At 71.8% G+C, this 25,855-nt stretch carries 26 protein-coding genes; 14 read left to right on the top strand and 12 right to left on the bottom strand.

Translation table 11 applies throughout. The annotated features are described in order from the left end of the window. Positions 1-34: 34 nt before the first annotated feature. The 3 genes from ACQEVM_RS19975 to ACQEVM_RS19965 all read right to left on the bottom strand — a co-directional run bounded on the left by ACQEVM_RS19975 (position 35) and on the right by ACQEVM_RS19965 (position 7,636). Entirely contained in the window at positions 35-274 is a 240-nt protein-coding gene (locus tag ACQEVM_RS19975; protein WP_351374934.1) for a chaplin, read from the bottom strand. Positions 275-574: 300 nt separating this feature from the next. Then, positions 575-3,034, bottom strand: coding sequence for a SpoIIE family protein phosphatase (locus ACQEVM_RS19970; RefSeq protein WP_433080917.1), 2,460 nt, complete (start codon positions 3,032-3,034; stop codon positions 575-577). Positions 3,035-3,079: 45 nt separating this feature from the next. Beyond that, the gene (locus ACQEVM_RS19965) at positions 3,080-7,636 is read right to left on the bottom strand and encodes a HAMP domain-containing protein (protein ID WP_433080915.1); all 4,557 of its coding nucleotides are present in this window, start codon (positions 7,634-7,636) and stop codon (positions 3,080-3,082) included. A 358-nt stretch (positions 7,637-7,994) separates the two neighbouring features. On the opposite strand from ACQEVM_RS19965, the gene ACQEVM_RS19960 reads away from it, so the two are divergent. The 5 genes from ACQEVM_RS19960 (at position 7,995) to ACQEVM_RS19940 (ending at position 11,700) form a co-directional block, all read left to right on the top strand. Continuing rightward, positions 7,995-8,912, top strand: a complete 918-nt coding sequence (locus ACQEVM_RS19960) for a SigB/SigF/SigG family RNA polymerase sigma factor (protein ID WP_433080913.1) — start codon at positions 7,995-7,997, stop codon at positions 8,910-8,912. 163 nt (positions 8,913-9,075) lie between these two features. Beyond that, positions 9,076-9,510, top strand: coding sequence for a hypothetical protein (locus ACQEVM_RS19955; protein ID WP_433080911.1), 435 nt, complete (start codon positions 9,076-9,078; stop codon positions 9,508-9,510). Next, positions 9,507-10,460: an anti-sigma factor RsbA family regulatory protein gene (locus ACQEVM_RS19950; RefSeq protein WP_433080909.1), complete on the top strand. Its 954-nt coding sequence runs from the start codon at positions 9,507-9,509 to the stop codon at positions 10,458-10,460. Before ACQEVM_RS19955 ends, ACQEVM_RS19950 begins: the two co-directional genes overlap by 4 nt. Positions 10,461-10,550: 90 nt before the next feature. Then, complete coding sequence (locus ACQEVM_RS19945) at positions 10,551-10,952, top strand: STAS domain-containing protein (protein WP_433080907.1); 402 nt, start codon at positions 10,551-10,553, stop codon at positions 10,950-10,952. Between the two features lie 196 nt (positions 10,953-11,148). Beyond that, a complete protein-coding gene (locus tag ACQEVM_RS19940; protein WP_433080905.1) occupies positions 11,149-11,700 on the top strand; it encodes an ATP-binding protein in 552 nt (183 codons plus the stop codon). A 37-nt stretch (positions 11,701-11,737) separates the two neighbouring features. On the opposite strand, the gene proP is transcribed toward ACQEVM_RS19940, so the two are convergent. The 4 genes from proP to ACQEVM_RS19920 form a co-directional block, all read right to left on the bottom strand. After that, entirely contained in the window at positions 11,738-13,243 is a 1,506-nt protein-coding gene (proP, locus tag ACQEVM_RS19935) for a glycine betaine/L-proline transporter ProP (protein WP_433085269.1), read from the bottom strand. Positions 13,244-13,556: 313 nt separating this feature from the next. After that, positions 13,557-13,985 carry a hypothetical protein gene (locus ACQEVM_RS19930; RefSeq protein WP_433080903.1) on the bottom strand — a complete coding sequence of 143 codons (429 nt, stop codon included), beginning with the start codon at positions 13,983-13,985 and terminating at the stop codon, positions 13,557-13,559. A 47-nt stretch (positions 13,986-14,032) separates the two neighbouring features. Beyond that, complete coding sequence (locus tag ACQEVM_RS19925) at positions 14,033-14,536, bottom strand: hemerythrin domain-containing protein (protein WP_433080901.1); 504 nt, start codon at positions 14,534-14,536, stop codon at positions 14,033-14,035. Positions 14,537-14,597: 61 nt separating this feature from the next. Next, positions 14,598-14,867 carry a GlsB/YeaQ/YmgE family stress response membrane protein gene (locus ACQEVM_RS19920; RefSeq protein WP_351374910.1) on the bottom strand — a complete coding sequence of 90 codons (270 nt, stop codon included), beginning with the start codon at positions 14,865-14,867 and terminating at the stop codon, positions 14,598-14,600. Positions 14,868-15,062: 195 nt separating this feature from the next. Between ACQEVM_RS19920 and ACQEVM_RS19915 the strand changes: the two genes are divergently transcribed. Beyond that, complete coding sequence (locus ACQEVM_RS19915) at positions 15,063-16,172, top strand: glutamate--cysteine ligase (RefSeq protein ID WP_433080899.1); 1,110 nt, start codon at positions 15,063-15,065, stop codon at positions 16,170-16,172. Here ACQEVM_RS19915 and ACQEVM_RS19910 read toward each other — a convergent pair. The 4 genes from ACQEVM_RS19910 to ACQEVM_RS19895 form a co-directional block, all read right to left on the bottom strand. Further along, positions 16,156-16,665, bottom strand: a complete 510-nt coding sequence (locus tag ACQEVM_RS19910; protein ID WP_433080897.1) for a DoxX family protein — start codon at positions 16,663-16,665, stop codon at positions 16,156-16,158. The genes ACQEVM_RS19915 and ACQEVM_RS19910 overlap by 17 nt on opposite strands. A gap of 460 nt (positions 16,666-17,125) precedes the next feature. Then, positions 17,126-17,875 carry a TetR-like C-terminal domain-containing protein gene (locus ACQEVM_RS19905; RefSeq protein ID WP_433080895.1) on the bottom strand — a complete coding sequence of 250 codons (750 nt, stop codon included), beginning with the start codon at positions 17,873-17,875 and terminating at the stop codon, positions 17,126-17,128. 649 nt (positions 17,876-18,524) lie between these two features. Further along, positions 18,525-19,208: an HAD family acid phosphatase gene (locus ACQEVM_RS19900; RefSeq protein ID WP_433080893.1), complete on the bottom strand. Its 684-nt coding sequence runs from the start codon at positions 19,206-19,208 to the stop codon at positions 18,525-18,527. Between the two features lie 459 nt (positions 19,209-19,667). After that, the gene (locus ACQEVM_RS19895; protein ID WP_433080891.1) at positions 19,668-19,874 is read right to left on the bottom strand and encodes an alpha/beta fold hydrolase; all 207 of its coding nucleotides are present in this window, start codon (positions 19,872-19,874) and stop codon (positions 19,668-19,670) included. Positions 19,875-20,107: 233 nt separating this feature from the next. Between ACQEVM_RS19895 and ACQEVM_RS19890 the strand changes: the two genes are divergently transcribed. Both ACQEVM_RS19890 and ACQEVM_RS19885 read left to right on the top strand, forming a co-directional pair. After that, the gene (locus ACQEVM_RS19890; protein WP_433080889.1) at positions 20,108-20,395 is read left to right on the top strand and encodes a hypothetical protein; all 288 of its coding nucleotides are present in this window, start codon (positions 20,108-20,110) and stop codon (positions 20,393-20,395) included. Positions 20,396-20,528: 133 nt separating this feature from the next. Continuing rightward, a complete protein-coding gene (locus tag ACQEVM_RS19885; RefSeq protein ID WP_433080887.1) occupies positions 20,529-21,647 on the top strand; it encodes a hypothetical protein in 1,119 nt (372 codons plus the stop codon). A 232-nt stretch (positions 21,648-21,879) separates the two neighbouring features. On the opposite strand, the gene ACQEVM_RS19880 is transcribed toward ACQEVM_RS19885, so the two are convergent. Next, positions 21,880-22,251 carry a transposase gene (locus ACQEVM_RS19880; RefSeq protein ID WP_433080885.1) on the bottom strand — a complete coding sequence of 124 codons (372 nt, stop codon included), beginning with the start codon at positions 22,249-22,251 and terminating at the stop codon, positions 21,880-21,882. Positions 22,252-22,437: 186 nt separating this feature from the next. Between ACQEVM_RS19880 and ACQEVM_RS19875 the strand changes: the two genes are divergently transcribed. The 6 genes from ACQEVM_RS19875 to ACQEVM_RS19850 all read left to right on the top strand — a co-directional run bounded on the left by ACQEVM_RS19875 (position 22,438) and on the right by ACQEVM_RS19850 (position 25,855). Continuing rightward, on the top strand, positions 22,438-22,935 hold the full coding sequence (locus ACQEVM_RS19875) for a hypothetical protein (RefSeq protein ID WP_433080883.1): 498 nt from the start codon (positions 22,438-22,440) through the stop codon (positions 22,933-22,935). 75 nt (positions 22,936-23,010) lie between these two features. Then, positions 23,011-23,166 carry a DUF6131 family protein gene (locus tag ACQEVM_RS19870; protein WP_199826501.1) on the top strand — a complete coding sequence of 52 codons (156 nt, stop codon included), beginning with the start codon at positions 23,011-23,013 and terminating at the stop codon, positions 23,164-23,166. Positions 23,167-23,468: 302 nt separating this feature from the next. Next, on the top strand, positions 23,469-24,044 hold the full coding sequence (locus ACQEVM_RS19865; protein ID WP_433080881.1) for a DUF6328 family protein: 576 nt from the start codon (positions 23,469-23,471) through the stop codon (positions 24,042-24,044). A 102-nt stretch (positions 24,045-24,146) separates the two neighbouring features. Next, positions 24,147-24,536, top strand: coding sequence for an SsgA family sporulation/cell division regulator (locus tag ACQEVM_RS19860; RefSeq protein WP_433080879.1), 390 nt, complete (start codon positions 24,147-24,149; stop codon positions 24,534-24,536). 172 nt (positions 24,537-24,708) lie between these two features. Further along, positions 24,709-25,119, top strand: coding sequence for an ATP-binding protein (locus ACQEVM_RS19855; protein WP_433080877.1), 411 nt, complete (start codon positions 24,709-24,711; stop codon positions 25,117-25,119). Positions 25,120-25,306: 187 nt separating this feature from the next. After that, positions 25,307-25,855, top strand: coding sequence for a hypothetical protein (locus ACQEVM_RS19850; protein WP_433080875.1), 549 nt, complete (start codon positions 25,307-25,309; stop codon positions 25,853-25,855).

The following is a 25,855-nucleotide window of genomic DNA, read 5'->3' as shown; positions in this document are numbered from 1 at the left end:
GCGGTGGGGCGGGAACCCGGTCCCCGTCGAGCGATCAGGCGTTGACGCAGGTGTTGCCGAACGCCGGGTTGAGCAGACCGATGACGCTGACGGAGTTGCCGCAGACGTTGATCGGGATGTGGATGGGCACCTGGACGACGTTGCCGGACAGGACACCGGGGGAACCGATCGCCGCACCCTGCGCACCGGCGTCGGCGGAGGCCATGGAGGCTCCACCGATCACGACGGCTCCGGTGGCGAGGGCGAGAGCGGCGGTCTTCAGAACACGCGACATGGGGTCTCCTTCAAAGGTGGTGACGGACCCGCCCCGTGAAGGGGCGTGCCCCGGGGCCCCGTCGGGACCCACGCAAGTCTTTCGTTCCGCACCTCCGGTCCGGCTTGGCCATGCCCCGGGCATTCCCTCGCACGAGTGACTCCCTGGGCCAAGTGCGCACCGCCTCGGGGCGATCCCCGGACGGACGACCGTCCCGCCAGTCCCCGAGAAGCGCTTCGAGGGCCGTGCGCACCGCCCGCTCCGACGCCCGGGAAGCGATGCCGACGCCCCGGATCGGACCCGCTCGACGGCCGGGCCCGCTCAGCGCACCTGGACCCCGACGAGGCAGGTGTCGTCGTCCGTGTCGGACCGGCTGTGGGTCAGCAGCCGGTCGAGCCGGTTCTCCAGCGACGGGGACTCCCGTTGCGCGAGGCCGAGGAGCTGCGTCAGGGAATCCATCATGGAGGTGTCCCGGCGCTCCACGAGCCCGTCGGTGTACATCAGCACGGTGTCCTCCGGTTCGAGCTGCACCTCCTCCTCCGTGTACTCGGCGTTCGGCACCGCACCGAGCAGCAGGCCCTTCGCCAACGGGAAGGCCGTGGCCCGCGCGCCCCGCACGAGGATGGGCGGCAGGTGTCCCGCGCGCGCCCAACGCAACACCCGCCGGTCCGGATCGAAGATCCCGCACACGGCGGTCGCGGTCAGGTCGCTGGTCAGGTGGTGGGCGACCGCGTTCAGCCAGGTGAGCAACTGCGCGGGGCCCGCCCCGGTCACCGCGAGGCCGCGCAGGGCGTTGCGCAGGACCACCATGCCGGTGGCCGCCTCGATGCCGTGACCGGCGACGTCCCCCACGCACAGCAGCACCTGACCGTTCGGCAGGACCACCGAGTCGTACCAGTCCCCGCCGATCAGCGCCTGCGACTCGGCGGGCCGGTACCGCACCCCGATGCGGATCCCCGGCGCGTCGAGCGGCGCGGGCGCGGGCGGCATGATCGCGTGCTGCAACTGCAACGCGAGACGGCTGCGCTCCGCCGACTCCGCCTCGGTGTAGGCCAGTTGGTCCCGGGTGGCGGCCAGAGCCACCTCGGTCCAATGCTGCGCGGAGATGTCCTGGTAGGCGCCCCGCACGGCGAACAGGGACCCGTCCGCGTCCTGGACGGGCTCCGCGACGATGCGGATGTGCCGGGTGACGCCGTCCGGACGCTGGAGGCGGAAGGCCACGGAGGCCTCGCGCCGGTAGTGCATCAGCGTGCGCAGGAATCGACTGATCGACGTGATGTCATCGGGGTGGGCATGGGCGGGGAGCGCCTCCAGCGGCACCGGTGAGGCCCCCGCCGGCAGCCCGTACAGGGAGAAGAGCTGCCCGTTCCAGGTGATCTCACCCGTGGTGAAGTTCTCCTCGAAGCCGCCGATCCGGCCGAGCCGCTGCGCGTGTTGCAGCAGACTGGCCAGCCGCGCGGTCTCGTCCTCGATCCGCCAGATCAACAGGAGCGCCGTGCCGTGCCGCGTGATGCTGGCGTCGGCCACGGCGGTGAGCGGGACGTCGTCGATGAAGGCGGTCAGCGTCATCCGCCGGGTCTGGAAGGACTCCCCGGTGGCGTAGACGCGCTCCAGCTTCTCGAACAGCCCGTTGTCCTCGGCCGCCAGGGGGTAGGCCTCCAGGAACGTGGAGCCGCCCACGGCGCTGCGGGGGCGACCGGCGGGGTCGGTGAAATGGTCGTTGGCGTGGTGGACCCGGAAGTCCGTCAGGCCGCCGGCGGGACCGAGGATCGGAGTGAGGACGAGCGCCGGATCGTGCAAGTGGTCCGCGAGAGACGTCAGTTCGGCCACGGCGGCGTGCGGGGCCCGGCCCGGCACCGAAGGCGCCCCCGCGCCCGTCGGGTCCTCCAGGGTGTGGGCGCACAGCTCCGCCAAGGCCTCGATCTGGCGGATGATCCGCGGCGGCTGCGGGGCCAGCGGCTGCGGCCAGCACACCTCCAGCACACCGTGGACGCGACCGCCCGTCCCGGCCGGAACCGCTATGCGTCCACCGTGCGGGTGCCGGCGGCGCCCGATGGAGGGCATGCCGGAGTCGGAGAGCCGGGAGACGAACGCGGGCCCCCGCTCCACGAGCGCGAGACGCGCGCAGGTGGCCACCTCGGGCGGGACGTACCGCCAGCGCAGCGCCTCGTCCTGGGTGAACCCGGCCTGGCCGGCGAGCGTCAGCGAGGAGTCGGCCCCCGCGAGCCAGATGGCCACGCCGTGCGCCCCGAGCGGGGCCAACGCGTTCTCCAACAGCGCGGTCGCCACGGCCTGGGCGTCCGAGGCGGACAACAGACCGCTCTCGGCCGCGCGGAGCCGCACCGCGGCCGAGCCGTCGGTGTCGTCGCCGTCGGCCGCGGCGCGATCCAGGAACTCGGCCGCGAGGTCACTGACCCGGTCGCGGGACGCCTCGTTGATGATCTCCACCGAGAGTCCGAGCACCGTCGTGCCCGACTGCTCGGCCAGGATCGCCAGCTGCCGCGCCGCCTCGGCGGGACCGCAGCCGAGTTTGCCGACGAGGACACCCTTGGCCATCTCGATCAGGGCCCGTCCGTCCGAGGCCGACTGCGCCTCGCGCACCTCCCGGCGCAGGCGTTCCACGGTGGCGGCCAGCGGGCCCACGTCGCCGCCGGGATCCGGCCGCTCGGCCCGACCGGGCCCGCCCGGCCGGGAGCCGCGGGCGGCGGGAACGGCGACGTCGTCCGCCGTCGGGGCCGACAGTTCACCCCGCGGTCCGTCTTGGTGTCGAGGGCTGTTCACGGTGAGTCCGGGCTCCTGGGCGAGGGCGTGGGGGACGGCGGGGCGTCAGACACGTGCGGCCCCCGAGAGGTCCCGCGGCAGCAGCCAGTGCCGGACGCGGGCCATGAGGTCGTCCGCGTCCACCGGCTTGGTGACGTAGTCGCTGGCTCCCGACGCGAGGCTCTTCTCCCGGTCCCCGGGCATCGCCTTCGCGGTGACCGCGATGATCGGCAGGTCGGCGTACGCCGGCATGCGACGGATCTCGGTGGTCGCCGCGTATCCGTCCATCTCGGGCATCATCACGTCCATCAGGATGAGATGGATCCCGGGGTGACCGATCAGGGCGTCGATGGCGGTACGGCCGTTCTCCGCGTGCACGACCTGGATGCCGTGCAGTTCGAGGATGCCGCTGATCGCGTACAGGTTCCGCGCGTCGTCGTCGACCACCAGCACGGAACGGCCCACAAGACCGTCGTCGAGGAACGCGGGAACGGCGGCGGTGGAGTCCTGTGAACGGACCAGGGACGGCACGTCGCCGGGCTCCTGGGCGGAGAGGTGCAGCGAGATCCGCTCCCGCAACTCGTCCAGGCTGGACAGCACCTCCAACGGTTGCGACGCCGTGTGCTCGTGCAGCTCCCGCTGCTGCGCCGCGTCGAGACGACGGTTGTCGTGGGCGAGCACGGGCAGGGAGGCCAGCGCCGAGTCCCCGGCCAGGGCCCGCAGGAAGCGCAGCGCCTCCCCGTCCTGACCGAGTTCGAGGACCACGCAGTGGAACGGCGCGGTGGCGAGCACCTCCGCCGCCTCCTGGGCGCTCACGGCGGTCACCACCTCGACGGGATCGTCCGCCGCGAACGGCGAGCGTCCCATCGCGAGATCGTGCGTGGCGCTCTCGGCGACGAGCGTCAGCAACCCGTTGCTGCGCTCCTCGATCACCAGGAGCCGGCGCGGGCGCCGCTCGGGACCGGGCCCCGGGATCCGGCCCCGCTGCTCGCCGACGGTGCTTCCGGTCGGCTCGGTACGGGGACCCACCAGGGCGCGGTCGGCGAACTCCGTCCGCGCCACGGGCAGGTAGAGGGTGAAGACGGAGCCCTCGCCCGGGTCGCTGAGAGCGGTCACGGCGCCCCCGAGGAGCTGGGCGATCTCCCGGGTGATGGAGAGGCCGAGTCCGGTGCCCCCGTACTTGCGGCTGGTCGTGCCGTCGGCCTGCTGGAACGCGGCGAAGATCGACTCGAGTTGGTGCTCCGCGATGCCGATTCCCGTGTCCTTCACCCGGAAGGCGACCATCGGCCCGCCATGGCTCAGCCCGGCCGGCACGTCGGCGGCGGCCACGGGCTCGATCCGCAGCTCCACCCTGCCGTGCTCGGTGAACTTCACCGCGTTGGAGAGCAGGTTGCGCAGGATCTGGCGCAGTCGTGAGTCGTCCGTGAGCAGGTCCACCGGTACCCCGGTGGCGGTCGTGATCTCGAACTCCAGGCTCTTCTGGCTGGTCAAGGGCCGGAAGGTGGCATCGACGTAGTCGAGGAGCCGCCTGAGCGGCACCCGCTCGGGGTTGATGTCCATCTTCCCCGCCTCGACCTTCGACAGGTCGAGGATGTCGTCGATCAGCTGGAGGAGGTCGGAACCGGCCGAGTGGATGATGCCCGCGTACTCGACCTGCTTGGGGGAGAGGTTGCGGCTCGGGTTCTGCGCGAGCAGTTGGGCCAGGATCAGCAGGCTGTTGAGCGGGGTGCGCAGCTCGTGGCTCATGTTGGCCAGGAACTCCGACTTGTACTTCGAGGCCAGCGAGAGCTGCTGGGCGCGGTCCTCCAGCTCCTGACGGGCCTGCTCGATCTCCAGGTTCTTGGTCTCGATGTCGCGGTTCTGGCTGGCGAGGAGAGCCGCCTTCTCCTCCAGTTCGGCATTGGAACGCTGGAGCTCGTCCTGCTGTACCTGGAGTTCCTCGGAGCGGGCCTGGAGTTCGCCGGTCAGCCGCTGGGACTCGCCGAGGAGCTCGTCGGTGCGCGCGTTGGCCACGATCGTGCTGACGTTGACGCCCACGGTCTCCATCAGGCGGCCCAGGAAGTCGCGGTGGACGGCGGTGAACTCCTTGAACGAGGCGAGCTCGATCACGCCGAGCACCTGGTCCTCCACCACGATGGGCAGCACGATCAGGCAGGCGGGCGCGGACCGGCCGAGGCCGGAGGAGATCAGGTATCCGGCGGGCACGTCCTCGGCGACGATGATGCGGCGGCTTCGGGCGGCCTGGCCGACCAGCGTCTCGCCCGGGGTGAGACGGTCGTTCTCGGACCGGCCCGAGGGACGCCCGTACGAGCCGATGAGGGTGAGCCAGGACTGCCCGTCGGTCTCGTCGGCCAGGTAGAAGGCCCCGTAGCTGGCGGCCACCAGCGGGGTCAGTTCGTCCATGACCAGCTCCGCGACGACCGAGAGGTCGCGGTGGCCCTGCATCAGGCCGGAGATCCGTGCCAGGTTGGACTTGAGCCAGTCCTGTTCCAGATTGGCGCGGGTCGTCTCGCGCAGCGAGCCGACCATCGAGTTGATGTTGTCCTTGAGTTCGGCCACCTCCCCGGAGGCGTCGACCGTGATCGATCGGGTCAGGTCGCCCTCCGCCACGGCGCTGGCGACCTCCGCGATGGCACGCACCTGCCGGGTCAGGTTGCCCGCCAGCTCGTTGACGTTCTCCGTCAGCCGCTTCCAGGTGCCCGACACACCCTCCACCTCGGCCTGGCCGCCGAGTCGGCCCTCGCTGCCGACCTCGCGGGCGACACGGGTGACCTCGGCCGCGAAGGAGGACAGCTGGTCCACCATCGTGTTGATGGTGGTCTTGAGTTCGAGGATCTCGCCCCGGGCGTCCACGTCGATCTTCTTCGACAGGTCGCCGTTGGCCACGGCGGTGGTGACGAGGGCGATGTTGCGGACCTGGCCGGTGAGGTTGTTGGCCATCGAGTTGACGTTGTCGGTGAGGTCCTTCCAGGTGCCCGCCACGTTGGGGACGCGGGCCTGGCCGCCGAGCCGGCCCTCGGTGCCGACCTCGCGGGCCACGCGGGTGACCTCGTCGGCGAAGGCCGACAGCGTGTCCACCATCGTGTTGATCACTCCGGCGAGCGCCGCCACCTCGCCCTTGGCCTCGACGGTGATCTTCTGCGAGAGGTCGCCGCGGGCGACCGCGGTGGCCACCTGGGCGATGGAGCGGACCTGACCGGTGAGGTTGGACGCCATGACGTTGACGTTGTCGGTGAGGTCCTTCCAGGTGCCCGAGACGCCCCGGACCGTGGCCTGACCGCCCAGGTTGCCCTCGGTGCCGACCTCGCGGGCGACGCGGGTGACCTCGTCGGCGAAGGCGGAGAGCTGGTCGACCATCGTGTTGATGGTCTCCTTCAGCTCCAGGATCTCGCCGCGCGCGTCGACCCGGATCTTCTGCGTCATGTCACCCCGGGCCACCGCCGTGGTGACCTCGGCGATCGACCTGACCTGCGCGGTGAGGTTGTCGGCCATGAAGTTGACCGAGTCGGTGAGGTCGCGCCAGGTACCGGAGACGCCCTTGACGTCCGCCTGTCCGCCGAGCCTGCCCTCGGTGCCGACCTCGCGGGCGACGCGGGTGACCTCGTCGGCGAAGGCCGAGAGCTGGTCGACCATCGTGTTGATCGTCGTCTTCAGTTCCAGGATCTCGCCGCGCGCGTCCACCCGGATCTTCTGCGACAGGTCGCCCTTGGCGACGGCCGTCGCGACCTGGGCGATGGAGCGCACCTGGGCCGTCAGATTGCCGGCCATGAAGTTGACCGAGTCGGTGAGGTCGCGCCAGGTACCGGAGACGCCCTTGACGTCCGCCTGTCCGCCGAGGATGCCCTCGGTGCCCACCTCGCGGGCCATTCTGGTGACCTCGTCGGCGAAGGCGGAGAGTTGGTCGACCATCGTGTTGATGGTGTTCTTGAGTTCCAGGATCTCGCCGCGGGCGTCGACGGCGATCTTCTGGGACAGGTCGCCCTTGGCGACGGCCGTCGTGACCTGGGCGATGTTGCGCACCTGATCGGTGAGGTTGCCGGCCATGAAGTTGACCGAGTCGGTGAGGTCCCGCCACACGCCCGCGACACCCGGGACCTCCGCCTGCCCGCCGAGCCTGCCCTCGCTGCCGACCTCGCGGGCGACGCGGGTGACCTCGTCGGCGAAGGAGGAGAGCTGGTCGACCATCGTGTTGACGGTGTCCTTGAGCTCCAGGATCTCGCCGCGCGCCGCCACGTCGATCTTCTGGGACAGGTCTCCGCGGGCCACGGCCGTGGCGACCTGGGCGATGTCGCGCACCTGGGTGGTGAGGTTGCCGGCCATCGCGTTGACGGAGTCGGTCAGGTCCGCCCAGGTTCCCGACACGCCGGGCACCTCGGCCTGGCCGCCCAGAGTTCCCTCGGTGCCGACCTCGCGCGCGACGCGGGTCACCTCCGAGGTGAAGAGCGAGAGCTGGTCGACCATGCCGTTGAACACGGTCGCGATCTCACCGAGGAGACCGTCGGCCTCGTCGGGGAGCCGGGTGCCGAAGTCGCCGTCACGGACGGCCGTCAGGCCGGCCAGGAGCTGACGCAGCTCCGGTTCCCCGACCACTCCCGGCGCGGTCCCCTCGACATTCGAGCGCACGCCTGCCTGCCTGGCCATCTGTCCCCCGCTCAGTTCCCGGATTCCCGCGGTGCCGTTGACGGGCGGTGCGGCACTGCATCGTCCGGCCGTCGAAGCCCCGCGGGTTCCGGTCGGTCGGCGAACAAGGTGAAGACTATCCGGCGGGGCCCCGGGTCCCGCTTCGGTCTCCGGAGGTCGGCGCGAAGCCCGCGACCGCGACATCGCGGGGTCCCGCTCCGACATGCGGACACCGGCCGGACTCGAACCCATCAGATCGAGCCAAGAGTGACCGAAATTAATCGGTGATTGACCGTGTAGCGCCCGAAAGCGGGGGCAAGAGCGGCAACGAAGCCATCCGCACCAGGGAGGGAACGTCGCCATGCCTCGCTCTGTCGCAGTCGTCAGCCCCGTACGTGAGACAGCCGCCGAGGTCGTTCCCCCGACCGCATTCCCGGCGGGGGAGTCCTTCACGGAACTGCCCCCCGTGGGGAACGCCCGCGAGGTCGCACCCGGCGACGCGCGAGCACTGTCGCGCCTGTTCCTGACCCGCCTGCGGTCCCTGGAGGAGGGGACGCGCGAGTACCAGTACGCGCGCAACACCCTCATCGAGATGAACATCTCCCTCGTCCACTTCGCCGCCCGACGCTTCCGCGGCCGGGCGAGCGGCGGCGGTGTGGAGATGGAGGACATCGTCCAGGTGGGCACGATCGGCCTCATCAAGGCGATCGACCGCTTCGACCCGGAGCGGGAGGTCGAGTTCTCCACCCTCGCGCTCCCCTACATCACCGGCGAGATCAAGCGCTACTTCCGTGACACGACGTGGGCCGTGCACGTCCCCCGCCGGCTCCAGGAACTGCGGACCGAACTCGCGAAGAGCCAGGAAGAGCTGACGGACGTCCTCGGCCGGGCGCCGACGGTCAAGGAGATCGCCGAACACCTGGAACTCGGCGAGGAGGAGGTCATCGAGGGCCTCGTGGCCGCCAACGGCTACACCAGCGGCTCCCTCGACGCCTCGGCCGACTCCGACGAGCAGGCGACGAGCGGGCGCAGGACCCGACCGCTGGCCGAGAGCATGGGCGAGGCGGACCCGGCCGTGGAGCTCTTCGAGGAGATGCACACGTTGGCACCGCTCCTCGGCCGGCTCCAGGAGCGCGACCGTCTGATCCTGCGGATGCGCTTCGGCCAGGAGAAGACCCAGGCCGAGATCGGCGCCGAACTCGGCATCTCCCAGATGCAGGTCTCCCGTCTCCTGTCGCGCATCCTCACCCAACTGCGGAGCGGCATGCTCGCCGCCTGAACCGCCTTGTGGGCGGCACCACCGGACCCTTCCGGCGGTGCCGCCCTTCCGCGTGTCCGGCCGGTCCGGCCGTGTTCGACGGACCCATGTCGAGGAGTCCGCGGCGCCGGTAGAATCCTTGCGTCAGTCGATGTCGATTTCGTCCCGCCTACGAGGGAAGAGCGTGCCTTCACCCCACCCGCGCCGGCCCCGCTCACCCGGCGCCACCGGCGAGCACGCGCTCCTCACCCAAGAGGACGACGCGGCGTGGGCCGAGGCCGTGGTGCGCCGGGTGGACCAAGGCCCGCACGGCGGCGAGCGCGTGCTCCGTCACGCGGACCGGCCGGGCATACGGCTCGCCGACGGCGCAGACCTGGTCACCCGTGGCGTCCCCCACACGGCCCCGGCCGCCGCGACCCGCGTACCGGAGCCCGTCGCCCCTCCCGAACTCACCGATGTGGCCCCCCTCGACGCCGGGGCGGTCGCCACGCCCGCGGAGACCCGGCCCGCGCCCACCGGACAGGGGCGGCAGTCGCCGCTCCACGGCCCGCCCGCCTCGCCGCGGGGCGTGGCGCGGGTGTTCCCGGACCGGTGCGCCGCACCGGAGGTCACCTCGTGATCGACACGACCTCCCCGACGACCGCCCCCGGAGCGTTCCTCCACCCGGCCCTCTTCTACCGGGGCCCCGAGGAATACACGGCCGGCGTGGGCGACTTCGTCCGCACGGCCCTCGCCGCCGACGAGCCGGTCCTCGTCGCCGTCCCGGGCCCGAGCCTGGACGCGCTGCGCCGGTACCTGGGCTCCGACGCCGACCACATCGACGGCGTGGACATGAGGGAGCTGGGCCGCAACCCCGGACGCATCCTCGCAGCCCTGCAGGGGTTCGCCGACCGACACCCGGGTCGCACCGCGCGGATCGTGGGCGAGCCGATATGGCAGGGCCGCTCCCGGGCCGAGGTCCTGGAGGCCACCCGCCACGAGGCGCTCATCAACACCGCCTTCGCGCACCGGTCCGCGACCATCCTGTGCCCGTACGACACGAGCGCGCTGGCCCCCGAGGTGGTCGCCGACGCCCGACGCACCCACCCCACCGTGATCGCATCCGGCCGGGAATCCGTCAGCCCCGACTACACCGACGCCGCCGTCGTCTGCGCCGACTGCGACCTCCCGCTGCCCGAACCCCCCGCGGAGGCCGTCCTCGTCGACTACGCGGCGGGCCGGCTCGCCGAGGTACGCGAACGCGCGGAGACCTGGGCCCGACGGACCGCGCTCGACGCGGGGCGGCGCGACGACCTGATCCTGGCCATCAGCGAGGCGGCCGCCAACTCGGTCGCCCACGGTGGTGGGAAGGGGCGGTTGCGGCTGTGGACCACACCCGCGGGCGACGCGGTCGCCGAGGTCGGCGACGAGGGCCGGCTCCGCGACCCGCTCGCCGGTCGCTCCCGCCCCGCCCTGTCCTCCGGCAACGGGGGGCGCGGCCTGTGGATGATCCACCAATTGTGCGACCTCGTCGAGGTCAGAGCCCTCTCCACGGGACTCGTCCTGCGCCTCCACATGACGATCAACTGACGTCATGAGCACGACCAAGAGTGACGAACCGGCTGTAGAGTGCAGACGCGAACACGCGCAACGGAAAAGACAGTGCATCGGAAGGCTGACGTGGGAACTCGCGACCTAGGGGACAGTGACGTGCCGCCCCGCGCCGACAACGAGACGGTCGAGCCGCGGCGGGCCGAACTCCGGCACAGCGAGCCGGACGCCGTGGTGTGCGCGCTCTCCGGAGACCTCGACCTCGACAGCCTGGGATCCGTCCAGCCCGTCCTGGACGAGGCGATCGGGTCGGGCCCGTCCCGGCTGGTGATCGACCTCTCGGGGGTCGGCTTCTGCGACTCCTCGGGCCTCAACCTGCTGCTGAGCCTGCGGCTGGACACCGAGCGGGAGGGCATCGCACTGCGACTGGCGGCGCCCACCGACCAGTTGTCGAGACTGCTCCAGCTCACCGGCGCGGACGGCGTCTTCACCATCAGCCGCACCGTGCCGGAAGCCCTCGCCGCGGGATGAACCCCGTCACCGCCCCGCACCTGCCGTGACTCCTCCCAGGAGGGGGACCGGCACCCGCACCGAGGTGTTCAAGAGGACAGGGCGGGTATGCGCGGGGTCTGGGACACCGAAACGGTCGATCCGGACTTTTACCGGGCCAGGACGGCAGGAGTACGACATCAACGACAAGACGAGTGCCCCAGGGGGTGAGACCACAGTGACGCCCATCGGACCGGAGACCGGCGATCCGCTGCGCGCGGACACCAAGGCCGTGACCCAGCGCCGGCGCCTCGCGCTGAGCGGGACCCGCGGCCAGGTCGCCAAGGGACGAGATTTCGCCCGGGAAGCCCTGAGTGACTGGGGATGGGACGGTCACGAGACCGCCGAGGACGTCCTGCTCATCGTGTCCGAGCTGCTGACCAACGCCGTCATGCACGCCGGCGGGTGCCAGGAGTTCGTGATCGCGGCCGCGGGCGACGTCCTGCGCATCGAGGTCTTCGACGGGGAAACCGAACTGCCGCGCCCTCGTCCCAGGCAACAGGGGGCGACACCGGGAGGCCACGGTCTGTACATAGTCCGGCGCCTCTCGGACCGTTGGGACGCCCAGGCCCACGCCCACGGCAAGGTGGTCTGGGCCGAGGTCGACGTCGTGCGCCTGACGACCGGCCTGCCCGCCCCCGCTCCGGCGCCGACCACGCTGCCGGCCACGTCGGCCCCCGCCGCGCCCCTCCTCGATGGCGTCCCCCTCCAGGCGGACACGCACGGCTGAAACACGTATCGCGCACCGGACACGGTGGCCTGACGGGTCACGTGTCCCGGTCGCGGGGCGTGTGGCGGGACCAGGGGTGGCGCAGCCGGATCCAGATGTCCCGGGCCTGCCTGCCGGCAGCCGTGCGGCTGCGGGCCACCAGCGCGTCCGCCTCGTCGGGCGTCTCGACCATGGGACCGGAGCCGCGCAGCGGCTTTCCCGCCGTCTCGTGGAGGAACAGCGTCGACACGAAACCGATGACGCCCGCCACCATCAGGTAGTACGCCGGGACCATGTCGTTGCCGGTGGCCTCCACGAGCGCCGAGGTGAACAGCGGCGTCGTGCCGCCGAACAGTGACACCGAGATGTTGAAGGCGATGGACAGCGCCGCGTAGCGCAGGCGGGTGGGGAACAGCGCCGGCAGCGTGGACGCGGCCGTCCCCGCGAAGCAGACGAGCAGCAAGCCGAGGATCGCGCAGCCCACGGCCGGCAACAGGATCCCGCCCTCGCGGATCAGCAGGAACGCCGGAATGGCCAGGGCCACGAGGGCGACGCTGCCCGCGAGGAACACCGGTCGGCGGCCCCAGCGGTCCGAGGTGTGGCCGACGGTCGTGATCGTCAGGACCACGAGCAGCATCGTCCCGAGGACCAGCAGCTGGGCCGTGGTGTCGTTCTCGCCCAGGGTGACGGTCATGTACGTGGGCAGGTACGACGTCACCATGTAGTTCGTGACGTTGTAGAGCAGGACCAGCCCCATGCAGATCAGCACCGCGTGCCAGTGACGCGTGAAGATCTCCTTGAGGTTTCCCCTGCCGGTCGCGGGTGCCTCGGCGCCCGACTCCCCTTCGGCTGCCGCGTAGGCCGCCTCCTTCTTGAAGGCCGGGGTCTCCTCCAGCTTCAGACGCATGTACAGGCCGATCAGACCGAGGGGGCCCGCGATGAAGAAGGGGATGCGCCAGCCCCAGTCCTCCAGGCCGTCCGAGCCCATGACGAGGGTGAGGATCGTGACCAGGCCGGAGCCCATGGCATATCCGACGAACGTGCCGAAGTCGAGCCAGCTGCCCAGGAATCCCCGGCGTCTGTCCGGCGCGTACTCGGCGATGTAGGTGGTCGCGCCGGCGTACTCGCCACCCGTGGAGAAGCCCTGGACCAGCCGGCAGACCAGGAGCAGCAGGGGGGCGACGAAACCGACGGAGGCGTAGGTCGGGAGGAATCCGACGGCGAACGTGCTGGCCGCCATCATGATCATCGTCGCCGCGAGCACCTTCTGCCGGCCGATCCGGTCGCCGAGCGGGCCGAACACCAGGCCGCCGAGGGGCCGGACCAGGAAGGCGGCGGCGAAGGTCGCGAACGTCGAGACGACCTGCGCGCCCGGGGAACTCGACGGGAAGAAGACCTTGCCCATGGTTCCGGCCAGGTAGGCGTAGACGCCGAAGTCGAACCACTCCATGGTGTTGCCCAGGGCGGCCGCGGTGACGGCCCGACGCACCTGCGGCTGGTCGGCGACCGATACGTCCTCGCTGGTCAAGGCCTTCTTGCGGCGCCGGAGCAGGGTACGGAGCAGCCGATCGGTCGACGTGTGACCGCTGCGTGAAGGCGGTGGGCGGCGGGACGGTCCTGCCATCGTGTCGTCCTCTCTGCCCGGGTGCGCCGTGCCGAACCACAGCGGCCTCTGATTCTTCGGGCAGGCGCGGCACTCGGCATGTCGGCAGGTCCGACCGTGTGACGGGAAGGCCGGGAAGGCCGTATGACGGGACAAGCGCGGGACGGGACGAGCAAAGGGACGGGACGGGCAGAGGGGCGGTACGCCGACGGGGCGGCTGTCGGGACCGCCCGTGTGGTCGGTCCCGACAGCCGCCCCGCGGGGGTCGGGCGGGTCAGTCTCGGGGCAGGGGGTCGGCCCCGGCGTCCTGGTACCGGTCCTCGTCGCGCAACACCGGAGTGATCTTCACGGCGTGCAGCGTCAGCAGCTGGATGCGCGTCTCGTGGTTCGACGCCGTGCCGCTCGAGTCGTGGGTCCCGGTCGGGGCCGCTTCCGTCAGCTCCCAGGCGGTCACCACGTCCACGCCGTTCGCCGTCGTGGCGTCGATCCGGACGGAGCGCCGCCCGTCCGGATCCCGGCCGAGCGCCCAGGCGAGGGCCTTCGGGGTGTCGGTGAGGACGCAGCCGGTGAGCGTCACGGTCAGCTCCTGCCCCGGCAGGCCGCCGTCCCCCTGGGGGCCCAGCCCCCGGGCGTCCTCGCAGGTGAAGCGTTCACCGTCGACGGTGACGCGGAACTCGGTGGTGTGCCGTGTGGAATCGTCCATGGGGCCGCGCCTGCCCGACGCCCCGCCCGGTATGCGGGCGCCGGTCATCAGTCCTCACCGTGGGCGTGCAGGACGGCCCGTACGTTCTCGATGCTGCCGCAGTCGGCCGCCAGGTGCTTCTCCCGCTCGCGCAGGAAGGCGACACCCAGCTCGGCTCGGCGTTCGTCCGGGACGTTCTCCCTGGCACCGTTGAGGATCGTCCGTTCCTCCTCGTCGATGTGGTGCGACACCGCCTTCGACAGGTCTTCGAGGCGCTCGTCCCACTCCTCGGATCCGACCTCGGCGACCTCCAGGAGGGCCAGCAACGCCTCGTTGCCCTCGGTGTGCTCCTCGGCCCCGTGTTCCACTTCCTCGTCGTCCACGTTCTTGAACCGCTTCAGCGCGCCGTACACCTCGGATTCCTCGGCCTCGGCGTGCGCGATGAGCAGCGCGGAGAACTTCTGCAACGCCTCCGCGCGGTCGGCCTCCACGCTCCGCATGCGGCGAAACAGTTCCTCCATGGTGCGGTGGTCCTTGAGAATCACCGCGACTACATCGTGATTCGCCGTCATGGCGTGCTCCTGCCTGTTCTGTCGTGCCCGGCGTGGTTCTCGCGGCCCCCGGGGCCGCAGGTCAGCGTCGTCGGCTGCCGCCCGTGACGAGGCGGTAGACGAGCAGCAGGATCATCGAGCCGACGACGGCCGCGATCCAGGTCGAGAGGTCGAAGAAGCCGTCGATCGAGTCGACCCCGAACAGCACCTTCCCCAGCCAGCCGCCGAGCAGACCACCGGCGATGCCGATCAGGATGGTGACGAAGAAGCCGCCGGGATCCCTGCCGGGCATGAGCGCCTTCGCGATCATTCCCGCAAGCAGTCCGATGATGATCCAGGCGATGATTCCCATGGTGTTGCCTCTCCGGGCTCCGTTGAATTTCCTACGTTCGCCGAATGCTCCCTTCGGAGGAATTCAAACCCGGTCGAAATGCCCGGCGAAAGGCGAGGGCCCGGAGCCCGCCCGGGACGCGTGCTCACCGGGGAAGACGCGTGCTCACCGGGGAAGTGGGCAGACGTCGGACGAGGAACCGGCGAAAGGGCCCGTATGCGCAGTGTCGGCGTCGAGGAAGAACTGCTGCTCGTCGATCCGCGGACCGGTGAACCCGCCGCATCCGCCGGCGCGGTGCTGGCCTCCGCGATCCGGACGGGAGGCCGCGCGGCGGGAGCCGACGGCGAGATCCCGCTGGAGAAGGAACTCCACAGGCAGCAGGTCGAATTCGCCACCAAACCGGTGACCATGATGGGTGAGCTGGCGCAGGAGATCCTGCGGTGGCGAGCCGAGGCCGCCCGGCACGCGGAGGCCGCGGGTGTCGTCGTCGCCGCCCTCGCCACCTGCCCCACACGGGTGGAGCCCTCACTGAGTCTGGGGGAGCGGTACCAGTGGATCGGCCGGCAGTTCGGACTGACGGCGCAGGAGCAGCTGACCTGCGGCTGCCACGTGCACGTCTCGGTGGAATCCGACGAGGAGGGCGTGGCGGTCCTCGACCGGATCCGCCCCTGGCTGTCCGTCCTGACCGCGCTGAGCGCGAACTCGCCCTTCTGGCAGGGAGAGGACAGCGGCTACGGGAGCTATCGCAGCAGGGTCTGGAACCGGTGGCCCTCCGCGGGACCGGTGAGCGTCTTCGGCTCGGCCGACCGCTATCACGAGCGGGTCCGGGCCATGCTCGCGACCGGAGCCCTCCGTGACGAGGGCATGATCTACTTCGACGCCCGGCTGGCCGCCTCCTACCCCACGGTGGAGATCCGGGTGGCGGACGTCTGCCTGGACGCGGGCACGCCCGTACTGCTGGCCGCGCTGACCCGCGGGCTGGTGGACACGGCCTCCCGGGCCTGGCAGGCCGGAGAGCCCCCCGCCCTCGTCGACACCGCCCTGCTCCGGCTGGCCGCGTGGCGGGCCGCCCGATCCGGGCTCGACGGCCCCCTGATCCACCCGACCACACTGTCGCAGACCCCTCCCGAGGACGTCGTGTGGGCGTTGTACGAGCACGTACGGGACGCCCTGGAGGAGAACGGTGACGCCGAACGCGTCCGGGCCGGCCTGGTCGAACTCCAGGAGCGGGGGACCGGGGCCCGGGTGCAGCGCGCCCTCCTGCGCGACGAGGGGGACCTCGCCGCCGTGGTCACCCGGTGCGCGCGCCTCACTCTCGGCGGTTGACGCGCCGCCGGCCCCGGGGGGTGGCGCGCCGCCGACGCAGCGCCGCGTCGAGGGACAGGGTCGGCGCGCCCGCGAGGACCAGCGGGGTCCAGGCCATCAGATAGGCCAGGTCGTTGCCGTAGTAGTACGGGGTGGCCTGCCAACTGACGGTCAGCCAGAGGGAGAGCGAGATCAGGGCGCCCCCGAGGGCGGCGATCCGGGTCAGCAGGCCGGCCAGGACCCCCACCCCGACGGCCGTCTCGCCGAGGGCCATCGCGAGGCCGAAGCCACCCGGGTCGTTCAGGGCGACCGCCACCAGTGCCGGAATCGCGGCCGACCCCTTCACCCCTTCCAACTGTTGGCCGATCGAACCGTCGCCGGTGGCGGAGAGGAACGCCGGGTCGAGGAGTTTGTCGACGCCGGCGTACACGAACGTGATGCCGAGGAAGAGGCGCAGGGGCAGCAGGGCGTGCCGTGTGGCGGCGGATCGCGGCCCGGAGGATGTCGTGTTCACACGCAGCACACGTCGCGCTCGGGCCCGTGGTTCGGACCGCCTTCGCGACGCGGGTCCGGACCGGCCCCGGTGGAGACGTCACCGGGACCGGCTCCGACCTGGGCCCTGTCGTCAACGTGGCGCCGCGGGCCCCGTGCTCGTGCTGTCGGGGCCCGTCCCTCGGTCGGGATGCCGCGGGCGGTGCGCGAGCGGGCCACCGCCTCGCACGCGTACCGGGCCGGCCGTTCGGCGCACGGACGTCACGTCGTGCCGGCCGACGCGGATCGCTTGGTGTCGGTGGCCGCCCCGGGCGCCCTGGCCGAGGAGACCCGCCGCCTCCTGGCCGAACTCCCGGGAGCGGAAGGGGGACCGGGATCCCCACGCGCGTGACCATCGGGCCGCACCGCGCGACCCGCCGCTCCGCGCGCCGCAGGTCTGCCGAGCCGCCGGTCGGCGGTCGGTGGGTCGGTTCGTCAGGTCGTCAGGGAGAAGTGGTTTCGCCGACGTGCGCGTCCTCGGCCGTCGTGACTACCAGCCCGACGGACTCGGCGGCCACGGCGATGGCGAAGTCGAAGTAGGCGGACTCGTCCCGGACACTGTCGTGGGTCCGGCTGAAGACCTGGAACACCAGGAGCCCGATCAGGTTGCTCCACAGCACGATGCCGCGCTCGATCAGGTCCGAGAACGGGGCCTCGGGCGCGCCTCCGAACAGTGCCACGGCCTCCGGGCGCAGCAGCGGCGGCCCGGGCACCACCCGCCGCGGCGGGGTGAGTTCACCGGCCTCCAACGCGGACCGCACGATGCCGGCCAGTACCGCGGGGGTGCGGGAGGCGTGCGGGACGGTCTCCTGCGGAGCGTGGTAGCCCGGCACGGGGGAGCCGTAGATCAGCGTGAACTCGGCGGAGTTGTCGAAGGACCAGCCCCGCAGCGCCCGCGTCACGGCGAGGAGTCGTGCCCCCGCCGACGCCCCGGCCGACCGGGCGACCCGGTCGGCCTCCTCCATGGCCGCGGCGGACTCGTCGTACGCGTCGATGATCAGCGCGGTCAACAGGTCGTCCCGGTGTGGGAAGAGGGCCTCGACGTCGGGGGCGGACGGAGCGCCGGCGCGGGCGACGACCTCCGGGGAGAGCCCTCCGGCTCCCAGCTTCACCAGGAGTTCGCGCGCGGTGGCCTTGACGGCCGCCCGCCGGCCGGTGTCCTCGTCGCTGCCTCGGGTTCCGGAAGTTTCCATGGCCGAACCGTACCTTCGGGTGACCGCGTCCCAGGGGTGGTTTTCGGTCGGTCCCGCCACCGGCCCTACGCCGGCGCGGTTGGTCGGGTGGGGAGTCGGGCGAGCCGGTCGGTGGTGGTGTCCAGGGCGCCGGCGCCGAACAGGGACGGCCGTGTGACGGGGGCACCGTCCAAGTCCGCGAGGTCCTCCCGGTCCCGCTCGCTCCATGGCGCGGCGGCGATTCAGCGTTCCGGTGAGGCCACCGGGCTCGAACTCGGTCGCTTGGTCGTCCAGTTCGACCCGCCGAGTCGGTGACGCCAGGAGTACCAGGGCTCCGGAGAGCCGTGGACCAGGAGCACGGCGGGCCGGTGCCCAGCTCGACCAGGTGCGGCCGGCCGGGCAGCACAGAGTCCCGGGGTTTGGGCCCCGGGACTCGGTGTGGTCCACTTCGCTGACCGTTCTTCTCAACGACCGTCCGGCTGCGGGGACACCGCTTTCCGAGGCCGCATTCCCGGAGCCGGCCGACCACACGCCATCGACGTGCTCCACAAACCGGTATGCACCGGCCTGAACCATTCCATTCATCGCACTACGCAGCGTGTTCGCCGAGACGCCGGGTCTCGCGGGCCGGTCCGCGCGCGACGGTCACTCGGCCGCGGCCCCGCCGGCGTCAGGACAACTTGCCGCCGTAGTCGGGCAGCTTGACGGTGCGTTCGGCGTGGCCGCCGACGAGGTCACTCGTGTTGTTCCCGATGTTGGCGATGATCGTGTAGCCGCGGGCCTCGATCTCGGCGCGCTTGCCCGTCTTGTACGCGCTGACCTCGTGGAACAGGTCGGGCAGGTCCCGGACGTACAGCCCCGAGACCGGGTAGCCGACGGCCTTCAGGTTGCGTTCGGTGAGGGAGTACACGATCCCCGGGCGCGCGGTCACGAAGAAGACGGCGACCCCGCGCTCGTTGGCGTACCGGGTGAGGTCACGGACCTTTCCGATCGCGGGGGTGGGGAAGGTCCAGAACCAGTGGAAGTCCGTCTCCAGCGCGCTGTTGTCGATGTCGAGGACGAGCGCGGGCTTCTCCCCCGCGGGCGAGGCGGCGATGCGCTGCTCGATGGCCGGGCGGGCCGCGTCGATGACGTCGGCGACGTCCCGCTGCCAGGTGGCGTAGTCGATGCCGAGAATCGCGGCATTGCCGCCTGGCGCGGAAGCGGCGGGGGCCGAGGCCGCGGGTGCGGACGCGGGCGCGGATCGGTCGGCCGCGTCCGCGGCGGTGGCCGGGAGCAGGGTGAGGACGGTGGCCGCGGCGGCCACCGCGGCGGCGGTGGCGGTGCGGGTGGTGCGGGGGCGGGTGCTGCGCATGGGGGACGCTCCTCGTCACACGTTGGCATGTACGCGCCCATGCTTGGGGAGCGCCGTCGGTATGTCTACTGGCCGGTAAGAAACATTTCGTGGCCGACGGATGAATGCCTGGTCGCCGGGACCGGGCCGAACGGAGCAGGTGTCACCGCGCGGTGCGCGGGCCGCAGGAGCGCCGGATACGCGGCGCGGTTCCGGGCCGGGTGGCGAGGGCGCGTGCGCGGGCGGACCGCGTCTTCGCGCCCGACCCGGCCGCCTCGGCCGTCGGCGGGCCAAACCCTTCCCGCGGCGGCTCCGAATGATGGACGAGGCCGGGCCGGCTTCCCGCCCGTGGGTGACCGACCGAGAGAGCGGACGCGGCAGCCGCCCGGCCCTCGCGACGCCCCCTTCGCGTCGCTCACGCGGCGCGGCCCGACCACGCGCTCGCGCCACCGTGTACGTCACGGCTCGCGATGCGCCCGATCACGGGCTGGAGGGCGGGACGGAAGCCTCCTCCGTGAGCAGGAACGCCGACACCGTCTCCACGAACGCCTCCGGCGCGGCGTGGTGGATCAGGTGCCCCACCGGGATGGTGACCACGCGCGCGTCAGGGATGCGGAGGGCGAGTGGCCCCCACACCTGATGGGTGAGCCGGATTCCTGCCGTGTCGATCGAGCGCTGGTCTGCCATCTGCGGAGGGGAGGTGACAAGGGCCCTTGCGGGGACCGGCGTTCACGAGCGGCCGAACCGCCGTCCGCGCCGCGCGGCCTGTGGCACCGCCGCGAAGCGGATGTCGATGCCGATGCCGATGCCGACCACTGTCGACCCGAACGAGTACGCGTACCGGCTTTGCGCGCGAACGCTCGACCGCAGGGCCCGCCAGGGGGCAGACTCGGGACAGCAGTCGATCGAGGGAGCGTCCCATGAGCGCGCAGCCGGTCCACCCGCACGGACCGCGTCGGATCCCGAGGCACGCCGAGGGCATCGCGGCGGCGCTGTCGGGGGAGTATCGGCGGGAGTTCCACGCCGAACTCCTGGTCGCCGCGCCCGACGAGGCGAAGGGCGTACTGCTGCGCTGGTGGGGCCGGGCGACGCTCGCTGCCGACGCCGACCGGGGCCCGCGGGTCGCGGGCGCGCTGGCCGGGCACACACCGACGGTTTCGGTCGGGGAGATGATCGAGCGCCGGCGGGCGGCCGGCCTGCCGGTGTGACCCGCCGGGGGTTCCGTTCGAGGGGCGTGTTCGCCCGCGACCGGGCCGGCGTGCGGCCGGTGGTCGGCGGCAGCGGTGTCGGCGCTCCGTCGTAGGGTGCCCGTGAGCCGACCGCCCTGTTCCGGAGAACCCTGTGCCCTGCTTCGCGCGCCTCCTGACCGCCATCGCCCCCGTGTCGTCCCCGGCCGAGGCGGACGCACCCCACGTGGAGTACTGGTCCCCTTCGAGCCGGCTTCTGGTCCAACGGGGCGACGCCGAGCTGTTCGTTCAGGTGCTGGAGGTCCCCGTCGCAGACCGCCGCCCCGCGCGGCCCGTCCGCATCCCGGCGCCCTGGCCCCGCAGGTTCGGGCGGTACGCGGTGGCGCCGTCGGCGGACGTGGCCGTGTTCTCCGGGGCGCACGCCCTGGCCGCCGTGGACCGCACGGGAGCCGTGCGCTGGGAGGTTCGGCACGGCTGCTGGGCGGGGTGCGCGTCCCACGACTCGTACGAGGAGTACGCGCACGACCGTGATCACCGGTACGCGAGCAGTGGTTCGGCCGCCTTCTCGGCGGACGGGGCCCTCGTGTGGGCCCACGTACGGGGACCGTTGGGGCAGGACGGACACGAGGGCGCCGCGGGGGTGGAGGAGTGGCTGGTCCTCGACGCGGTGGACGGAAGGGTTCTCGCCCGGGCCGCGACGGGGTCGGCGGCGGCCGGGTCGGTCCACGTCCCGTCCGCCGACCCGGGGCGGATGGGCCTGTCGATCGGCGAGGGACAGGACGGTGCCCCCCTGAGATGGGGGCGATGGGACGGTGCGACGCTCGCCGTCGACTCCTTCGCCGACGAGGACCTCGTGCTGTCGGCGGTGAGTCCGTCCGGCACGCGCCTGCTGACCGTCACGCACGGACAGGAGGCACTCGCCGTCCACCGGCTCGTGGACGGATCCGCGGCATCCGGACCGGAAACGGAACTGCATGCCGCCACGGTGATCCCCCGACACCCGGAGGCGGATCCGGACGATCGGGACGTCGAGGTCTTCTGGGATTACGAGGCGGGCTTCCTCGACGAGGACACCGTCATCGCCGGCACGGTCGAGAGCGACGAGGAGTCCGGTGCGGGCCGGCACTGGATCGTCGACCTGGCCCGGACGGGGGCGGTCGATCCGCTCCTCCATCCGTACCCCGTCACCGGACCGGCTCGCGCCCTCGGCGACGGCACCTGGTACACGGTCTCCCCGGCGGACCACGTCGTGCGGATCTGGGGCCTGGACTGACGTGGGGCCGGGACCGGGGGCGGGTGCACGGTCGCGGGTCCGTCCCCCGCCGTCGGCGAAGGCGGCCCGCGCCCCGGCGCCCGAGCACACCACGAGGTCCCGGATGCGGGGGCTCCGGGACCTCGTGGGTTCATTTCGCCGAGCGTCGGGTTCAACGACCGATCGACGAACCGGTCACCGGTGTGGACGGGAAGTCACCGGGGGCGAAGGGTGGCGTCCGCTCCCCGGCCGGTCAGGGCGCAGTGGCCTCCCCGGCCGGCCCCGTCCGGGCGGCGAGGCCCGAGGCCTCGTCGGTGGGTGCGGTGTCGGCCTGCCGGGGCAGCCACCGGGTGCTCCAGTCGTCCTCGCCCGCCAGATCGGCGGGGGAGGACACCAGCGCCGCCTCGACGCGGCCCCAGGTGCCGTCACCGACCCAGATCCGATACCGCTCGGCCATGCTGTGCCAGGGCCCGTACCGGGCGGGTAGATCCCGCCAGGCGGCACCCGTCGACAATTTCCACACGATGGCCTCGACGGCCGTGCGCTCCACACGGGCCGCGGGCCTGCCGAGCCGCGTCTCGATCGCGGTCCAGGCCTCGTCACTCAACTGAAATCGGCGCTCCACGGGAGCATCAACGACCGGCCGCACCCCACCGGCACGCCCGGAGAGCCACCGGTTCCCGCTCGCTGCCTTTCCGGGGGTTTCCGGGCAATGAACACCATTCGGTATGGAGAGCGGATTAACGGGCAGGAGCGTGGTTGAAGGCTGCCCCGTGCGCCCCTCCGGCGCACGAATTCGCCGGGAGTCGCCATGCTGATCATCCTCGGGCTGGTCGTTCTGATCGTCGCGGTCGTCGTCGCCGTCGCCGGAGTCCTCGGCAACGCCGGGGTCGGCCACGGGATCGGACAGGGATTCGACGTCTTCGGCTACCACGTCACCGGTTCGACCGGGACGCTGTTCCTGTACGGCATCGTGGTCGGCGCGGTCGTGCTGTTCGGTCTCCTCCTGTTGCTGGCGGGTTCCCGCCGTGCCTTCAGGCAGGGGCGGACCGCGCGTGCCGAACTCGGCGAATCACGCAAACAGGAGGCGGCCGCCAAAGCGGAACGCGATCAGCTGATCAGCGCCCGCGAGGCAGCGGCCGCGGACACCGGGGCCGCACCGGCCCGGGACCCCGAGACCGGGGTCGCGCCCACCCGGGCCCCGACCGATCCGGCCCCCACCACAACCCCCACCAACGAAGCCCCGCCCACCGACGAGTCCCGCCCCGCGGGAGGAGTCCCTCGAAGGCGGCACCTGTTCGGACACTGAACCGTCCCCCACCCCGGAGCCGTGTGGCCCCCGGGTCCACAGTGAAGAATCATCACGCGAAGATCGGAGGGCACCGTGATCATCCTCGGAGTAATCCTGCTCATCGTCGCGATCGTGGCCCACATCAGCATCCTGTACACCATCGGGATCATCCTCATCGTCGTAGGCCTGATCCTGTGGATCCTGGGCGCCATGGGACACGCGCTGGGCGGACGCAAGCACTACTACTAGGCGGCGCCGGCAGGCGGTGTCCTTCACGGCCGTCCCACACCGGCCCGGTACGTGGCAACCACACGCACCGGGCCGGTCGTTCGTCCCACGCGCGACGAGGGGTGGACACCGATCACGGTGTCCACCCCGCCCGCCTGCGCGGCCGTCCCGACGGCCCCCGCAGGCGGGCGCCGCGCGGGATCCGACCGGGTGTGAGACGTGTTGGCCCGGGCATGCGTTCGATGATTTCGGGAGGTCGACTCCCCACCGCGCCCCGCGGACCCACGCCGCGCGGCCGGAAGGCCGCCAGAAGGGACATCATCATGGCGGACCACGCACAGGCCGCGTCCGACGACGGGGACAAGACCCCCGTGGCCGACCAGGGACATGCGCACGACGAGGGACATGCGCACGACCAGGGACATGCGCACGACGGCAGAGGCGAGAGCCCGGAGGAGCGTGCCGACCGCCAATGGCAGGAGCTCGTACAAGAGATACGCGTGGCTCAGACCGGCGTGCAGATCCTCTTCGGATTCCTCCTGACCGTGGTCTTCACCCCGCTCTTCCACGGCCTCCCGTCGATCGACAAGACGATCTACATCGTCACCGTCGTCCTGGGATCGCTCGCCACGGGCGCCCTGATCGCCCCGGTCGCCTTCCACCGGATCGTCTCGGGCCGCCGCATCAAGCCACAGGCCGTGGCCTGGGCTTCCCGTCTCACCTTCGTGGGACTCGTCCTGTTGCTGGCCACCCTCGTGACCGCGCTGCTGCTCGTCCTGCGGGTCGCCACGCACAACATGCTCGCGCCCTGGATCGTGGCCGGCGTGTTCCTCTGGTTCCTCGTCTGCTGGTTCCTCCTGCCCCTGTGGGCCCGCTTCCGCTACACCTCCGAGGACTGAGAACCGGCCAGGCATGAGGGGGCGTTCCGAGGGCAGGCGGATGAATCCACCGCCCGCGTTCCGGAGGCCCATGTGAAGACCTGTGTGTCGGACACGATTTCGATGCGTCTGGAAGAGGAAGCGGGACTCCCGCTCGTCGTCGAGGCCCGGATGACTTACGAAGGCAGCGACCCGCACGCGGTCCGGGCACGGTTCGTGTACGGCGAGACCTTCCTCGCCCAGTGGTACCTGGACCGCCAGATGCTGGCCGACGGCCTGCGCCGGCCCGTGGGCGAGGGAGACATCACCCTGCGTCCGCAGCGGGACGGCGCGGACGCCGCCGTCCGCTTCGAGCTGCGGGGTGACCCCTCGTCGGGTCAGGGGCGAGCGGTGCTGCTCGCGGATGCCGCCGCGGTGTCACGATTCCTGGAACAGACCTACGCCATGGTGGCCGCGGGTGAGGAGAACCAGGACGTGGACGGTTTCCTCGCCGAGGTGTTCTCCGCCGAATGAGGTGCCCGGCGCCGGCCGGCCGGGTGCGTGCCCGACACGGCGGCGGGTACGCGGGCGACCACCACAGGAGAGCCGGGCGCACGCGAGCCGGCCACACGAGCGACGGGCACACGAGCGACGGGCACACCAGCCCGTACGGTGCGGAAACAGGCGGGAGGCGGAGCCAGTGGTCATGAAAGCGGTCGGATGGGCGCGCTCGTTCCCCATCGCCCAAGGAGTCCGCGCGGCGCGCCGCTGGACGGACGAACACCTCGACACCCTCCCCTGGGCACGGGAAGCGCCGGACACCGTGCACTCCGTCCTGCTCACCGTGTCCGAGTTGGTCACCAACGCGCACCTGCACACCGATGGCGCCGCACACCTGGTGCTGACCTGGGACGGCAGCTGCCTGCACGTCAGCGTGGCCGACGACGATCCCCACCTGCCCGAACCGCGCGAGGCCGGCGACGAAGCGACCTCCGGACGCGGTCTGGGCATCGTGGCGACGCTCGCCGACACCTGGGACGTGCACGCCTGTCACGGCGGCAAGGCCATCACCGCCTGTTTCCACCCCGCCGGCCCGCCCCACCCGCACGTGAACTGAAGCGCCACGCGCGACCCGCCGAGGGGTGGACACGCCGCTCCCGAGGACGACGCGCGCACCGGTGGCCCCCGCCACCCCACCCACCGACACCCACTCATCTCGACTCCACCCCGACGGGTTTGTGCCGGGGGGTTGCGGGCAGCCGCCTCAGCAACCGAAGAGACGAGGCCGCGGCCTGGAGGCCATCATGACACCAAGCACACTCATCGCGATCCTCATTCCCACCGCACTGGTCCTCGTCGCCCTCGCCGCGGGGCTGTGGTTGTTCACTCGCCGCAGGAACCTCCAGCGGCAGTTCGGCCCCGAGTACGACCGGACGGCCGAGGCGGCCGGCAGCCGCATGGCGGCCGACCGCGAGCTGCGGGCGCGCCAACAGCGCCACCACACGTTCCAGATCAAGGACCTGCCCGACGAACGCCGGACGGAGTACGCCGATGAGTGGCGCGGCGTACAGGAAGCCTTCGTGGACCGCCCGGAAGGGTCGGTCGCCCGGGCCGACGAACTCGTGTCCCGGCTGATGCGGGAGCGCGGCTACCCGGCGGACGGGTTCGACGGACAACTGCGCGACCTGTCCGTCGAACACGGGCGCACCCTCGAGCACTACCGCGCGGCCCACGAGGTCAACGTGCGCAGCGGCGAGGGCGAGACGACGACCGAGGAACTCCGCGGGGCGATGGTGCACTACCGCGCCCTGTTCGACGACCTGCTGACGAACACGAACCAAGGGAGCCGATGA

Origin of the sequence: Streptomyces sp. CA-243310 (assembly GCF_050936775.1) — a bacterium.
GTDB lineage: Bacteria > Actinomycetota > Actinomycetes > Streptomycetales > Streptomycetaceae > Streptomyces.
This window is presented reverse-complemented; position numbering and strand designations above follow the sequence as displayed.